Raw genomic sequence first — 14,145 nt, 5'->3', positions numbered from 1 at the left:
AGTTAAGCATGTTAGCGAAATACTTCTGTGGATTATTGGTGTTAGTTTCTGTGCACGCATGGAGCTATACGAGTTCTGACGAGAGCCGTTTCATTCCGGCTGATTCAGAACTCTCTTTTATGCTGATTTATCCAGAGCTCACCCAGAGTATTTATCAAGATTCTTCTCTTCCTATCCTTTGGGATTCACCGGAACTTGTTAAAGCGTTTGAATTCCAACTGTCGCTGTTAGAACAAGCGCAAATGGCGCCGCTGTTTGATCGACAATTAAAGCAAATCCGTCAGTACCAATCTCGTGGTCAATGGCAAGAGCTAGACATCTTACTCACCGACACGTTTATCTATTACTTAAGCTACGTTGAAAATGCGCCACTTGCCGGTAAAGAGTGGTACTTCTCGGGTAAGCTACATTCTAAACTGCCTGCGCCTTCGCCCCATATTTTGATGAGACTGAAAAGCAGTGTCGCCAATGATTACTTATTGGAGATGGTGTTGTCTTACGCGCCACCTGTTGGGGATTTTGATCAATTCAAGGCGACCTATTCAGTGTTAGAAACGGCGTCTGAGCTCAAGATTGATCGGTACAGACAGAAGGGTTTGAAACGCTTGGGCGACCAACTTTCAGATAAAGCCATTCTTGTTGAACGTATTGCCTTGGTTGGCGTGGATACCTCGATGATCGCGGTCGATTTCCCTGAGTTCGATCGAGATCTGCAAACGGCGATTAAGTCCTTCCAACGTATGCACGGTCTTACAGACGATGGGATCGTCGGCCCTGACACGATCAAGTGGATCAACATGGGCTTTGATGATCGATTAACCTCATTGGCTCTGAATGCCGAACGTGTTCGTTTGTGGCCAAGAGATAGAGATTCATTAATTGTGGTGAATGTACCGAGTTTTGATATGAAGTATTGGGAAGGTGGCGAAGAGGTTTTTGAGTCCAAAGTTGTGGTCGGTAGAAAATCAAGAAAAACGCCGCTTCTAGAGATAAATCTAGATTCAGTCATCTTAAATCCGACTTGGAACGTGCCGTGGAAAATCATGGTGAAAGACATTTTGCCTAAGGTCAAAGCCGACGAAAGCTACCTTGAAACGAACAACTTCCAAGTGATTGACGGTTGGCGTTCAATGGAAACGGTCGACACCACAGAGATCGATTGGCAGACCATCAACTTCAATTCGTTCCCATATCGAATGCGTCAACAGGCGGGCTCGCGCAACGCATTAGGTTTGTACAAGTTCAACACACCCAATAAGCGAGCGATTTATCTGCACGATACACCCAGTAAAGGTCTGTTTAATGACGATTTCCGTGCCTATAGCTCAGGTTGCATACGTGTTGAGCACGCAGAAGAACTGGCTGAGCTGTTGTTTGCTACCAAGGTAAGGAAGGTCCCGAATCAGAATGACGACCTTGCTCCTAATACTAAGGTTCGCCTCAAGAAGCGAATTCCCGTACATATCATCTATCAAACCGTGCTGTTTGAAGAGGGCGGCATACAGTACCGCGGTGACATCTACCAATATGATAAAGAGGGTGGCTGAGTAAAATACGACCAATAAAGGTGATCTTGACCAAAAAATGACAACGAAGCTTCTATTGATAAAATTATAATGAGTATCAATAACTAACCGCGCAAAGGTTACAAATACTAACGTTTTGCGTGGTTTTTGTACGTTGACGCAGCAAATACCATTATGTATCGTGCATTTTTCGTTCGATCTAATTGGTTTTTTTGCTGTATGTCTCAAAGTTTATTTTCACGCCGTCAGTTTCTGACTTACGCTGGTGGTACTGCTGTTGTCGCCTCTCTTACTCCTTCTATCGCTTTTGCTTCATACCCTGATCAACCAAGAACGATTAGCATGAACAATCTTCACACTGGTGAACGATTAGAGACTTGTTATTTCGATGGCACTAATTATGTTGGTGACGAGATGGCACGCCTTAGCAAGCTATGTCGCGATTTCCGCCGCAATGAAATTCACCCTATGGATAAGAACCTGTTCGATCAGATTACTCAGATTCAGAATATCTTGGGTATTCAAAAAGAAGTTCAGGTGATCTCTGGTTACCGTTCTCCAGCGACCAATGAAGCTCTTCGTTCTAAGTCGAGCGGTGTGGCTAAAAAGAGTTACCATATGTTAGGTAAAGCGATCGATTTCCGTATTGATGGCGTCGATCTGAAAGAGTTAAGAGACGTAGCCAAAAGCCTGAACGCAGGTGGTGTGGGTTATTATGCGCGTAGCAACTTTATCCATATTGATACTGGTCCAGTACGCAGCTGGTAGCGCTAAGCTGAGTTGAAGGGCAATACGGTAGGCACTTGTCAAAGTAGACATCCAATGTCATAGTTTGCCCAAATTTCAGTTTGCCCTTTAAGGTTTGTATATGTCTCTTAAGTATCAAGTTGTACCTGTTACCTCTTTCGCTCAAAACTGCTCGATTGTGTGGTGTGATGAAACCATGGAAGGCATCGTTGTCGATCCGGGTGGTGATGTTCAACAACTAGCCGCTATCATCGAAGAGCTGGGTGTTAAAGTGGTGAACTTGGTACTAACGCACGGTCACTTAGACCATGTAGGTGGCACTGTGCCTCTTGCTGAGATCTTGAAGGTGAATATTGTTGGCCCACATAAGGCGGATAACTTCTGGTTACAAGGCCTAGAGAATCAAAGCCAGATGTTTGGTTTCCCACTGTGTAAAGCCTTTGAACCAAACACTTGGTTAGAAGAGGGCGATAAAGTGACTTTTGGTAACCAAGTTATCGATGTGATTCACACTCCGGGCCACACGCCAGGTCACGTTGTACTGTTCAGCGAGCAAGCTCGTTTAGCGTTTGTTGGTGATGTGTTGTTTAACGGTGCAATTGGCCGTACTGATTTCCCACAAGGTGATTTCAATACACTTATCGCTTCAATCAAGACTAAGCTTTGGCCGCTAGGCAGTGACGTAACATTCGTGCCGGGTCATGGTCCTGAATCGACATTCGGTCGTGAGCGCGCATCAAACCCGTTCGTCGCAGATGAAATGCCTCTCTACTAAATCTCTGATTTAATAAAAGAACGATTGAAAATGAAGCTTAGCTTTTCTTATGAAAGCTAAGCTTTTTTATTGGGTGTGAGTTTGCTTTTTAACCGATTTTTTAATCTGAAAGGCGCTCGGCCGCTGCCAAGTAGCGTCGAGCCAGACCAACAAATTCTTCTCCACTAATATTCAAATCATGGGTTGATATGAAAATGTCATAACCGTGGAAGCCTCTTTGGTACTTCATTCTGTTGGCAAGCATCGCCTGTAACCCTGAATAGTCCTTGATCACTGCATTTTGATTATTAACTTCGTCGGGTGAATCCGCATCCATTTGCGTTTGTTGAGTGTTGAAATGCACGTCGTCGGTATTCTTTGATTCTTTATATTGGCTTAGTTCAACACAGCCGTTTTCGGTACAACGCGTGTGGTAGTGCGATGAGTCTAAAACCATATCTTCAAAGTTTGACTCTTTACCCGCTTGTTTCGCTCCCAAGTACAAAAGTGCTCGTTGGCTGAGCAATAATTCACAGGTGATCTTAGGGCAGATTGAATCGAGGTAGGGCGAGTAGTCTTTGACCTTAATTCCTACCCAAGGCAAAGGTTGATGCCAACCATCTTGTTCGTAAGTACACAGGCCAATTTTTTGAATGTTGCTCCATTTCAAAACCCAACCGCCTTTATAGAAGTGCTGCTGAAAATGAGTCGGAGTCAGTGTGAACATCACTCGGCTGCGCAGCATCAAATAATAGCCGGTTCCCAGAAGGGCAATACTGCAAAAAGCACCAACGATCAGTAACTTTGGGTTGTCGCTGTAGAGTGCGACGATTAAGCAAATGAAGCCTAAAATAACGGCTAGGATACGGTACGAGCGAGTGAATGAAGGCAAAGAGAAATTAGTAAGATGACGAGTGTCCATAGGCAACACCAATTTTTCATATTTTTGTCTGGATGGATAACCAGTGTATATGACCCTGAATTGATAAGTCGATGTTTAAATAATAGACGCTAGTAGACAATATCGGTATTTTTCGTCGACTTTCGACGCTTCACTCTACAAATAGCTCCTGTTTTTTGGTATAAATCGCGCTTCAAATTTTCACCACTGCGAAAAGAGCAGTGAACTGGAGAAATATTCAATGAGACTTGCTCATAAGCGTAAGGTGCAGGCTAAACTGCAGAAACGCACTAAAGCGGCTGTAGTTAAAGCAGTGGCAACGCCGAAAAAAGCGAAGCCTGTCGCAGAGAAAGTTGTAGCAGAAAAAACTGTAGCAGCAAAACCAGCGGTAGAGAAAACAGTAGCAGCAACTAAAGAAGTTGCAGTAGCACTGACTCCTAAGCAACAACAAGTTCTAGACATCGTTGTTAGCAATGCTGAAGGCATTAACCCTAAAGGTATCGGCCTAGAAGCTGGTCAAGAAGACGCGAAAGCAGCTTCATGGGCAACAGGCGCATTGAAAAAACTTCTTGAAGAAAACCTAGTAGCGAAAGAGCAGCTAGCAGGTAACAAGGTTATCTACAAAGCTATCTAATCCTGTGGGATTACATTCGCTTCGTTAAGTTTTTAAGCCTCGATTATCGAGGCTTTTTTGTATCTGCCATAAACTTCATTGGCCGCTTATTCTCATTTACCGCTTATTCTCATTTACTGGTTATTCTTATTTACTGGTTGCTCCCATTCCAAGCGACCGCCTAACTTGCTATCTCTAATTCCTAGCTTGGCTTCTAATCACCAAGCCCTAAAGTAGGGCGCGTAACTAAAAAGCGCGGGTAACTTTCCCTAAAATGCAGCAATGGATAGAGCTTCATCACGAAATGGGAATCAATTGTTAATAGCGGTTCATTATAACTACTTAGGTATTTATCAATACGCATTGCCTTGGTGAATATCCAAACTCCTTTGAAATCGACACTATTCAATCATCTCCTACGTAGTTCTACTTAATCCTTTGGTCTAATACGTAACTTTGCTCACGCCATGCGTGCGTGCTCTCCCTGATATCTTGTTGCCTCATCACGGTGCACTCTTATGTTGAATCATAAAAAATGCTCATAGAAAGAGTGTTAACCCAACAAAGGACGTGAACATGAGTCTCATTTCTAACTCCCTCACACGAGTTTTTAAAAACGTTGCAGTAACCGCTGCGACTTGTTTAGCTTTGGTCGCTACTGGTGCTACAGCCGCTGATAAGGTTTACCGTTTAAAGCTTGCAGAAACGTGGGGACCAAACTTCCCAGTTTTCGGTGATGCAACTAAGAACATGGCAGCGATGGCTGAGAAGATGTCGAATGGTCGACTTCAAATCAGAATCGATTCAGCGAACAAACACAAAGCCCCACTAGGCGTTTTTGACATGGTTAAGTCTGGTCAATACGACATGGGTCACTCAGGCTCTTATTACTGGAAAGGTAAAGTTCCAAACACTCTTTACTTCACTTCTATGCCTTTCGGTATGACGCCGGCAGAACAATACGCGTGGTTCTATCACGGTGGTGGTATGGAGTTGATGGAGCAGGTTTACTCTCCACACAACTTGATGTCGTTCCCAGGTGGTAACACAGATATTCAGATGGGTGGTTGGTTTCAAAAAGAGATCAACAGCGTTGAAGATCTACAAGGTCTGAAAATGCGAATCCCAGGCTTTGCGGGCGAGATTCTTGCTGAGCTAGGTGCTAAACCGACGAACATTGCCCCAGGTGAACTTTACACGTCTCTAGAGCGTCGCACGATCGATGCACTAGAGTGGGTAGGTCCATCACTTGATCTGCGTATGGGCTTCCACAAAATCGCGCCTTACTACTACACAGGTTGGCACGAGCCGGGTTCAGAGCTTCAATTCCTAGTGAACAAACGCACGTGGAACAAGCTGCCTGAAGACCTGCAAGAAATCTTGCGTGTTGCAATGCGTACAGCAGCTTACGACATGTACACACAAGCAACGCACGAAAGTGGTAAGAACTGGGTTTCAATGAAGACTGAATACCCTGATGTACAAGTGAAAGATTTCCCACCAGAGGTTATGTCTGCTCTGAAAGAAGCGAACGATCGCCTACTTGCTGCACATGCTGAGAAAGATGAGCTAGCAAAAGAGATTCAAGCTTCACAAGCAAGCTACCTAGAGCAAGTCCGTTCATGGACGGATATTTCTCACAGAGCTTATCTAAACAGCCAAGCGAAATAATCGACAGTTGTTGAACTGAATCTAAATGAACCCGAAGCTTTTCTTATTGAGTATTTAAGAGTGAATAAGCCGAGGGTTCATTTAAAACATAATAATTAAATGCCCAAGAATCCTTTCTACGTTGTGCCTATTGCTATCTATAAACTGAATCGTTTTTAGTTGGGTTAGTTGTACTGCGCGATGTCTTTTCAAATTCCATGGAGTCGGGAATGCGAAGTCTAATTTATATTGAACGCCTGTTTAATCGTATCGGTGACGCACTGGGATGGCTTTCCAGTATGTTGTTTATTTTACTTATCGCCAACGTCGTGTATGACGTTGTCATGAGATATGCCTTCAACGATGTCTCTATCGCCTTTCAAGAGATGGAATGGCACCTTTTCTCAGCCGTTTTCCTACTCGGTGTTCCTTATGCCATCAAAGCAGGTGGTCATGTTCGAGTTGATGTGTTCTATGAGCAACTGAGCTTTAAAGCACAAGCGATTATTGACCTGCTTGGCACGCTTATCTTTCTACTTCCGTTTTGTCTGCTGGTGGCTTGGTTTGGTATCGATGTTGCCAAAGAGAGCTATGAACTGGGTGAGACCTCAGGCGATCCCGGTGGCCTGCCGTATCGCTGGATCATCAAAGCCATGATCCCGCTGTCATTCTTCTTAATGGCACTCAGTGGCGTAGGTTTGATCCTGCATTCACTGAACAAGATTTTTAATCCGCACCTTGTCCATGCAAACAATATTCATACAAACAACAAGTAGAGGCTGAACATGATTGGAATAGTAATGTTTTTCGTAGCCTTGTTTGCGCTTTTACTTGGCTTCCCAGTGGCGTTCACCTTTGGTGGTATCGCGTTAATCTTTGGTGTTTGGGCTGAGGGCATTGAAATGTTTGCCTTCATGCCATATCGAATTCAATCCATTATGGAAAACACGGTGCTGATGGCCGTTCCATTGTTTGTTTTCATGGGGCTTGTTCTACAAAAGACCAAGCTTGCTGAGCAGTTGCTTGAGTCTATGGGACGACTGTTTGGTGGCGTTCGTGGTGGTATCGCGATTTCAACCGTATTAGTAGGTTCACTGCTTGCAGCTTCCACTGGTGTGGTTGGTGCGTCTGTTGTTGCAATGGGGCTTATCTCGTTGCCAGTCATGCTCAAGTACAATTACGACAAAGGTCTAGCCTGCGGCACTATTTGTGCGTCTGGTACGTTAGGGCAAATCATTCCGCCATCCATCGTATTGATTTTGTTAGGTGATGTATTAGGTGTGCCAGTAGGGGACTTGTTCCAAGCGGCGATTTGGCCGGGCGTAATGTTAGTAGGCGCGTACATTCTCTACATCTTGATATACGCGAAGCTACACCCTGAAGCGGCTCAACCGATTGAACGAGATGACTCAATCAGCCGTAAGCAAGAAGTGTTGGATGCACTTAAAGCGATTCTTCCGCCTCTAGCGTTAATCATAGTCGTGTTGGGTTCAATCTTTGCGGGTGTGGCAACGCCAACAGAGTCTGCCGCATTAGGTGGCGCGGGTGCGATGGTATTGGCACTGCTGTATGGTCAGTTTAGTTGGTCGATGGTGTATGACGCGTCGAAAGAGACGGTAAAAGTAACAGCGATGGTATTTGCTATCTTGCTGGGTGCGACTGCGTTCTCGATGGCATTCACTTATACCGGTGGTGACTATCTGGTTGAAGAGTGGATGCTACAACTTCCGGGTGAGAAGTGGGGCTTCCTGATCATCACCATGTTAGTGATTTTGATTCTGGGTTTCTTCATCGACTTTGTTGAGATCTGTTTCATCATCGTGCCGATCATTGCACCAGTTGCTGAGCTAATGGGCATCAACATGACATGGTTCGCTATCCTGATTGCGATGAACCTACAAACCTCATTCCTGACGCCGCCATTTGGTTTCAGTCTGTTCTATCTAAAAGGCGTGGCACCAAAAGGCGTAACTACGAAAGACATCTATCGCGGTGTGATGCCATTCATTCTTATTCAAATCCTCGTACTTGGATCACTTCTCGCATTTCCTGCGTTCTATGGAATGTGAGTGACGCCAAGAATGTGAATGATATGTTTCAACGGCTATCTATAAATTGCTAAAATAAAACGGCTTATTGATGTTCAATAGGCCGTTTTTAGTGAGGAAAAGGAATGCCTCTAAAAGCCAAGCTGATTTTGCTGACGCTACTCCCGTTACTGTTAGTAACGGCGAGCATTAGTTGGATCTCGTTACACCAAACCAAAACGTTGGGTGCGAAAGAGGTCGAGATCTTCAGAGACAGCTTAATCAAGTCGCGTGAAAACGCCCTCAAGGACACAGTAGACCTCGCATTCGATGCCATTGAGCACATCTATAACGACCCTGACATTCAAGAAGCCCAAGCCAAAACGGAAGTTCGAGCCATATTGTCTAAACTTAGGTATGGATCAGATGGGTATTTCTTTGCCTACGATCGCCACGGTACCAATTTAGTTCACCCAATTCAGCCTGAACTGATTGGCCAAAACCTACTTGAACTACAAGACGAAGATGGCGACTTTCTGATAGAAGCCCTGTTAAGAGAAGCGCAAACCGGTGGAGGTTTTCACCAATATTTATGGCAAAAGCCATCGACGGGTGAGGTGGTGTCTAAGTTGAGTTACGCCGCTTGGTTAGAGCGCTGGGACTGGATGATTGGCACCGGTTTGTATATCGAAGATGTGCATCAAGAAGTGGCTTCGATGCAGGCCGAGATAAACAAGAATATTGAAACCACGTTCTTTTCTATTGTGGTGATTTTGAGTGTGACAGTCGCGGTTATTATCGTGCTTACCTTAGCCATCAACATGCATGAACATCGCATTGCCGATAACAATCTCAAAGAACTGGCACACAAGACTGTGATGTTCCAAGAAGACGAGAAGAAACACCTAGCGCGTGAGTTACATGATGGTATTAATCAATTATTAGTGTCGAGTCGTTGCCACTTGGAGCTACTTGGTAATAAGTTACAGAGTGAGGACTTAAAAGCGCATCTGAATAAATCACAGCATTCACTGATGCGAGCTATTGAAGAGGTGAGGCATATCTCACACCAACTTCGCCCAAGTTCACTGGATGATATTGGTTTAGAGGCAGCGCTGTCTTCATTGCTGTTAGATTTTCAGGCGCACTCGGGCATAGAAGTCGAGACCATGTTTGCTACGCAACCGGGCAAGTTGAAATCAGAGGCCGCGACGACCCTCTATCGAGTGGTGCAAGAATCACTGAACAACATAGAAAAACACGCACAAGCGACCAAGGTAACGGTCATTGCGCAGCAAATTGGTAACGTGCTGCAGTTACTGATTCAAGATAACGGTGTCGGTTTCAATACCTATAAAGCGATGGAAAAACGAGGGATCGGTCTGCGCAATATGAGAGAGCGAGTGGAATTCATCGGTGGTGACTTTGAACTGATGAGTGAAATTGGCTTCGGAACGGAAATTACAGTGTTACTGACACTAGAAGGATTAGTGAATGAGTGAAGTTATTCGAGTTGTGATCGCTGATGATCACCAAGTGGTAATGGATGGCTTTATGGCGAGATTGGAACTTGAGCCAGATATTAGTGTGATTGGCACGGCCAGTAATGGGCTAGAAGCTGTCGAGATAGTGAAAACGCTGCGCCCTGATGTGGTGTTGATGGATATCAGCATGCCTATCATGAATGGCATTGACGCCACCCACCTGATTAAAGAAGAAGACCCAGAAGCGAAAGTGCTGATGCTGACCATGCATAACAACCGTGAATACATCATGAAGGTGATGCAGTCGGGTGCTGTCGGCTATATGTTGAAAGAGATTTCAGCTGAAAAAATGGTGCAGGCAATCAAAACGGTCAATCAAGGCTCGACCTATTTCTGTGAAAAAGTGACGCAGAATTTGTTTACTCAACCGATTACTCCGACGCAATCTGTGAAGAATCCATTGAGCAGACGTGAAGAAGCGGTGTTGAAATTAGTCGCGAAAGGGGAGAGTAGCAAAGAGGTCGCGAAGGCACTGAATATCAGCTATCGCACGGTAGAAACCCACAGGCAAAATATTAAGCATAAGCTCGACATTCACTCTACAGCAGAACTTGCTAAGTACGCGGTCAGCTCCGGGCTTGTGGACTGATCTTACGCTAAATTACATTAAATGTGTAATTTAATTACTAAATGTGTAATTTAGGCCTCCTTTATGGAGGTTTTTTTAGTATTTTTGCGACAGGTTGATATTCTTCTTTTCGAAATTTAAGCGCCGAATGTAATGTTGCAAACTGTGCGCTGCAAATTAGAGAGGAAGCATGGAGCCTGTAAAAGATAGGTATAGTATTGAAAATACCGATTATACAGTAGGACAAGATAACGTTCAGAAATGGGGTTTTGATGTTCATAACCCAGTATTTGGAATCAGTGCAGGGGCGATCATTATCTTCCTGATTGCACTTCTAGTCGCAGATCCGGAAACCGCAAAAGCGGCTCTTGATGGAATAAAATGGAAAGTCATCGGTAACTTCGATGGTTTCTTCATGTGGGCAGCCAACATCTTTGTTATTTTCTGTTTTGCCCTCATTGTCTCCCCGTATGGCAAGATACGTATTGGTGGCAATGATGCCAAAGCAGAGCACTCCAACCTATCTTGGATGTCGATGTTATTCGCCGCGGGAATGGGTATTGGTTTGATGTTCTGGGGTGTTGCTGAGCCAGTGGCTTACTTCACCGGCTGGTATGAAACGCCATTAGGTGCCGAAGCTTATTCACCTGAAGCGGCTAAGTTGGCACTGGGTGCAACCATCTACAACTGGGGTTTACACGGCTGGTCTATCTACGCGGTTGTTGCTCTAGCACTTGCCTTCTTCACTTTCAATAAAGGTCTGCCTCTTTCAATTCGCTCGATTTTCTATCCTATCTTAGGTGACAGAACTTGGGGTTGGTTTGGTCATATCGTTGATATCGTGGCGGTACTGGCAACCTTGTTCGGCCTTGCGACATCGTTAGGTTTAGGTGCACAACAAGCAACCAGTGGTATTAACCATGTGTTCGGTACCGATGGTGGTATTGGCATGCAGTTGATTGTTATCGCAGTAGTGACTTTCTTAGCGACGATGTCAGTGGTTCGTGGCATCAACGGTGGCGTAAAGGTGTTAAGTAACGTCAACATGCTGGTGGCTTTGGGTCTGCTGATCTTCGTAACCATCGCGGGTGGCATAGCGGGTATTAAAGCCATTCCAACAGCACTGATGGGTTACATTGAGAACTTTATTCCTCTAAGTAATCCACATGGCCGTGATGACGAAACTTGGATGCAAGGTTGGACGGTATTCTACTGGGCATGGTGGATGTCTTGGTCACCGTTCGTAGGTATGTTCATCGCTCGTATTTCTAAAGGTCGTACGATTCGTGAATTCATCGTGGCTGTACTGTTCATCCCAACAACAGTGATCATCATCTGGATGGCTATTTTCGGTGGTATCGCGATTGATCAAGTGGCGAACAAGGTAGGTGAGATTGGCATGAATGGTCTGCAAGATATTACCCTTTCTCTGTTCCATACTTACGATGCACTGCCGATGAGTTCTGTGCTTTCTCTAGTATCGATTGGTTTGATCATGGTGTTCTTTATCACCTCATCAGACTCTGGCTCGCTTGTTATCGATAGCATCACCTCGGGTGGTAAAGTCGATGCGCCAGTGCCACAACGTGTATTTTGGGCGTTGATGGGCGGTGCAATTGCTGCGGTTCTATTGTGGGTTGGTGGTACGGAATCTATCCAAGCACTGCAAGCCGGAACCGTCTCTATGGCGCTGCCATTTGCATTCATATTATTGCTTATGTGCCTAAGCTTATTGCTTGGTTTACGAACCGAAAATCAATTGGTTAATCAGCAAAGTGCTTTGAGCTAAAAGTATTCTTGAAACAATGGTCGACTCGTTCGGCCTTTTTTTCGCCAGTAATTTGAGTAATTACGTGAATATTGGATGAAAACCCATCGAACCGATTCAGGTTTACTGAAAACAATAAGTTAACCTGCTAAACTTCAGACATCCAAGTATTTGAATTATTGTGACAGCACGCTTGTTCTGCTTGGATCGTAGGTTCAAGTTTGTGATTAGGTCACAGGTAAGTAAGGGATACTCGGTCATCAGACCCTATTAGTATTCCGTAGAGAGGGATAATGACTAAAGGTATAGATAAATACAGTATCGACAGTACCGATTACACTGTTGGTCAGGACAATGTTCAAAAATGGGGTTTTGATGTTCATAACCCAGTATTTGGCATAAGTGCAGGTTTAATTACTCTGTTTTTGATTGGTGTTCTGGTTACTGATACTGCATCCGCAAAGGCGGCACTGGATGGTGTTAAAGGTCAAATCATCAATTCATTTGATTGGCTGTTCATCTGGTCAGGCAACATTTTCGTACTCTTCTGCTTAGGCTTGATTGTTTCTCCGTTTGGTAAAATCCGCCTTGGTGGTGTTGATGCAACGGCAGATTACTCTTTCATGTCTTGGCTATCGATGCTGTTTGCAGCAGGTATGGGTATCGGCCTAATGTTCTGGAGTGTGGCAGAGCCAGCGGCTTACTACACGGGTTGGTTTGAAACGCCACTTGGCGTAGAGCCAAATACACCAGAAGCAGCAAAACTGGCACTCGGTGCAACCATGTACCACTGGGGTCTTCACCCTTGGGCTATTTATGGTGTTGTAGCGCTTTCACTGGCTTTCTTCTCTTACAACAAGGGATTACCGCTTTCGATTCGTTCTATCTTCTACCCAATTTTAGGTGATAGAGCGTGGGGCTGGGCAGGTCACATCGTTGATATTCTTGCCGTTCTTGCAACTCTGTTTGGTTTGGCGACATCGCTAGGTTTAGGTGCACAGCAAGCCGCGAGTGGTATTCAACACGTATTCGGTCTTGAAGCTGGTTTAGGGCTACAAGTTATCGTTATTACCGTAGTAACATTGTTGGCGGTCGTTTCGGTACTTCGTGGTATCGATGGCGGCGTTAAGGTTATCAGTAACATTAACATGTTGGTGGCTTTCCTACTGCTTATCTTAGTGGCACTGATCGGCTACGCAGTAACGCTAGGTTCAATTCCAACAACATTGATGGCATACATCGAGAACATCATTCCACTGAGTAACCCTCATGGTCGTGAAGACCAAGCTTGGTTGCACGGTTGGACGGTATTCTACTGGGCTTGGTGGATTTCATGGTCACCATTCGTAGGTATGTTCATCGCTCGTGTATCTAAAGGTCGTACGGTTCGTGAGTTCATCACAGCGGTTCTGATTGTTCCAACTACAGTCACTATCATTTGGATGTCAGTATTTGGCGGCATGGCGATTGATCAAATCGTGAATAACGTTGGTATTCTTGGTCAAGAAGGTTTGACTGATGTGTCATTAGCGATGTTCCAAATGTTTGATGCTCTACCGTTCGGTACGCTGCTATCAATCATTGCGGTTGTATTGGTTCTGGTATTCTTCATTACCTCGTCTGACTCAGGCTCTCTTGTTATCGACAGCATCACTGCTGGTGGTAAAGTAGACACGCCAGTGCCTCAACGTGTGTTCTGGGCGTTCCTTGAAGGTGCGATCGCTGTAGCTCTATTGTGGGTTGGCGGTACTGAAGCAGTACAAGCTCTGCAAGCGGGTGCTATCTCGACAGCATTGCCGTTCACCATCATTCTATTATTGATGTGTGTAAGCTTGCTAATGGGTATGCGTACAGAGAAACGCTAGCTCATAAAGCTCGATTCGACCGTGTTGAATATGCGGTCGAACGACAGATAATAAGAAGGCAGGTGAGGAGACTCACCTGCCTTTTTTACATCTATTTTCTATCTAGATTTTATACCTATTTCCGCACCTATTTTACCGTATTAGATCTGACATATTTACTAATAACCATACACTTAATAGCG

The 14,145-nt window shown here is 44.8% G+C and carries 12 protein-coding genes; 11 read left to right on the top strand and 1 reads right to left on the bottom strand.

Annotated elements, in window-relative coordinates:
- Nucleotides 1–8 precede the first annotated feature (8 nt).
- From L0992_09895 to L0992_09885, 3 genes are all read left to right on the top strand, one after another.
- On the top strand, nt 9–1,547 hold the full coding sequence (locus L0992_09895) for a L,D-transpeptidase family protein (protein XGB66035.1): 1,539 nt from the start codon (nt 9–11) through the stop codon (nt 1,545–1,547).
- 198 nt (nt 1,548–1,745) lie between these two features.
- Nucleotides 1,746–2,294: a DUF882 domain-containing protein gene (locus L0992_09890; protein XGB66034.1), complete on the top strand. Its 549-nt coding sequence runs from the start codon at nt 1,746–1,748 to the stop codon at nt 2,292–2,294.
- A gap of 100 nt (nt 2,295–2,394) precedes the next feature.
- Nucleotides 2,395–3,048 carry an MBL fold metallo-hydrolase gene (locus L0992_09885; protein ID XGB66033.1) on the top strand — a complete coding sequence of 218 codons (654 nt, stop codon included), beginning with the start codon at nt 2,395–2,397 and terminating at the stop codon, nt 3,046–3,048.
- Between the two features lie 100 nt (nt 3,049–3,148).
- Here L0992_09885 and L0992_09880 read toward each other — a convergent pair whose 3' ends face one another.
- Complete coding sequence (locus L0992_09880) at nt 3,149–3,949, bottom strand: DUF2982 domain-containing protein (protein XGB66032.1); 801 nt, start codon at nt 3,947–3,949, stop codon at nt 3,149–3,151.
- A 220-nt stretch (nt 3,950–4,169) separates the two neighbouring features.
- Between L0992_09880 and L0992_09875 the strand changes: the two genes are divergently transcribed.
- The 8 genes from L0992_09875 to L0992_09840 all read left to right on the top strand — a co-directional run bounded on the left by L0992_09875 (nt 4,170) and on the right by L0992_09840 (nt 13,963).
- Nucleotides 4,170–4,562, top strand: a complete 393-nt coding sequence (locus L0992_09875; GenBank protein ID XGB66031.1) for a MarR family transcriptional regulator — start codon at nt 4,170–4,172, stop codon at nt 4,560–4,562.
- A 555-nt stretch (nt 4,563–5,117) separates the two neighbouring features.
- A complete protein-coding gene (locus L0992_09870; GenBank protein ID XGB66030.1) occupies nt 5,118–6,212 on the top strand; it encodes a TRAP transporter substrate-binding protein in 1,095 nt (364 codons plus the stop codon).
- A gap of 209 nt (nt 6,213–6,421) precedes the next feature.
- Nucleotides 6,422–6,967, top strand: a complete 546-nt coding sequence (locus L0992_09865; GenBank protein ID XGB66029.1) for a TRAP transporter small permease subunit — start codon at nt 6,422–6,424, stop codon at nt 6,965–6,967.
- A 9-nt stretch (nt 6,968–6,976) separates the two neighbouring features.
- Nucleotides 6,977–8,260, top strand: a complete 1,284-nt coding sequence (locus L0992_09860) for a TRAP transporter large permease subunit (GenBank protein XGB66028.1) — start codon at nt 6,977–6,979, stop codon at nt 8,258–8,260.
- A 104-nt stretch (nt 8,261–8,364) separates the two neighbouring features.
- Nucleotides 8,365–9,720, top strand: a complete 1,356-nt coding sequence (locus L0992_09855; protein XGB66027.1) for a cache domain-containing protein — start codon at nt 8,365–8,367, stop codon at nt 9,718–9,720.
- Nucleotides 9,713–10,351: a response regulator transcription factor gene (locus tag L0992_09850; GenBank protein ID XGB66026.1), complete on the top strand. Its 639-nt coding sequence runs from the start codon at nt 9,713–9,715 to the stop codon at nt 10,349–10,351. The genes L0992_09855 and L0992_09850 overlap by 8 nt, the downstream gene beginning before the upstream one ends.
- Nucleotides 10,352–10,520: 169 nt before the next feature.
- The gene (locus L0992_09845; protein XGB66025.1) at nt 10,521–12,119 is read left to right on the top strand and encodes a BCCT family transporter; all 1,599 of its coding nucleotides are present in this window, start codon (nt 10,521–10,523) and stop codon (nt 12,117–12,119) included.
- Between the two features lie 272 nt (nt 12,120–12,391).
- Nucleotides 12,392–13,963, top strand: a complete 1,572-nt coding sequence (locus L0992_09840; protein ID XGB66024.1) for a BCCT family transporter — start codon at nt 12,392–12,394, stop codon at nt 13,961–13,963.
- The last annotated feature ends 182 nt before the right edge of the window (nt 13,964–14,145 follow it).

Source organism: Vibrio pomeroyi (genome assembly GCA_041879425.1).
Classification (GTDB): Bacteria; Pseudomonadota; Gammaproteobacteria; order Enterobacterales; family Vibrionaceae; genus Vibrio; species Vibrio pomeroyi_A.
The sequence above is the reverse complement of the archived record's forward strand: the minus strand, read 5'-3'. Positions and strand labels throughout refer to the sequence as shown.

What these genes read in the sequence shown, in the direction of transcription:
- L0992_09860 (XGB66028.1), top strand. Translation starts at nt 6,977, where the DNA reads ATGATTGGAATAGTAATGTTTTTCGTAGCCTTGTTTGCGCTTTTACTT.
- L0992_09850 (XGB66026.1), top strand. Translation starts at nt 9,713, where the DNA reads ATGAGTGAAGTTATTCGAGTTGTGATCGCTGATGATCACCAAGTGGTA.
- L0992_09890 (XGB66034.1), top strand. Translation starts at nt 1,746, where the DNA reads ATGTCTCAAAGTTTATTTTCACGCCGTCAGTTTCTGACTTACGCTGGT.
- L0992_09880 (XGB66032.1), bottom strand. Translation starts at nt 3,949, where the DNA reads ATGGACACTCGTCATCTTACTAATTTCTCTTTGCCTTCATTCACTCGC.
- L0992_09845 (XGB66025.1), top strand. Translation starts at nt 10,521, where the DNA reads ATGGAGCCTGTAAAAGATAGGTATAGTATTGAAAATACCGATTATACA.
- L0992_09855 (XGB66027.1), top strand. Translation starts at nt 8,365, where the DNA reads ATGCCTCTAAAAGCCAAGCTGATTTTGCTGACGCTACTCCCGTTACTG.
- L0992_09870 (XGB66030.1), top strand. Translation starts at nt 5,118, where the DNA reads ATGAGTCTCATTTCTAACTCCCTCACACGAGTTTTTAAAAACGTTGCA.
- L0992_09865 (XGB66029.1), top strand. Translation starts at nt 6,422, where the DNA reads ATGCGAAGTCTAATTTATATTGAACGCCTGTTTAATCGTATCGGTGAC.
- L0992_09885 (XGB66033.1), top strand. Translation starts at nt 2,395, where the DNA reads ATGTCTCTTAAGTATCAAGTTGTACCTGTTACCTCTTTCGCTCAAAAC.
- L0992_09840 (XGB66024.1), top strand. Translation starts at nt 12,392, where the DNA reads ATGACTAAAGGTATAGATAAATACAGTATCGACAGTACCGATTACACT.
- L0992_09875 (XGB66031.1), top strand. Translation starts at nt 4,170, where the DNA reads ATGAGACTTGCTCATAAGCGTAAGGTGCAGGCTAAACTGCAGAAACGC.
- L0992_09895 (XGB66035.1), top strand. Translation starts at nt 9, where the DNA reads ATGTTAGCGAAATACTTCTGTGGATTATTGGTGTTAGTTTCTGTGCAC.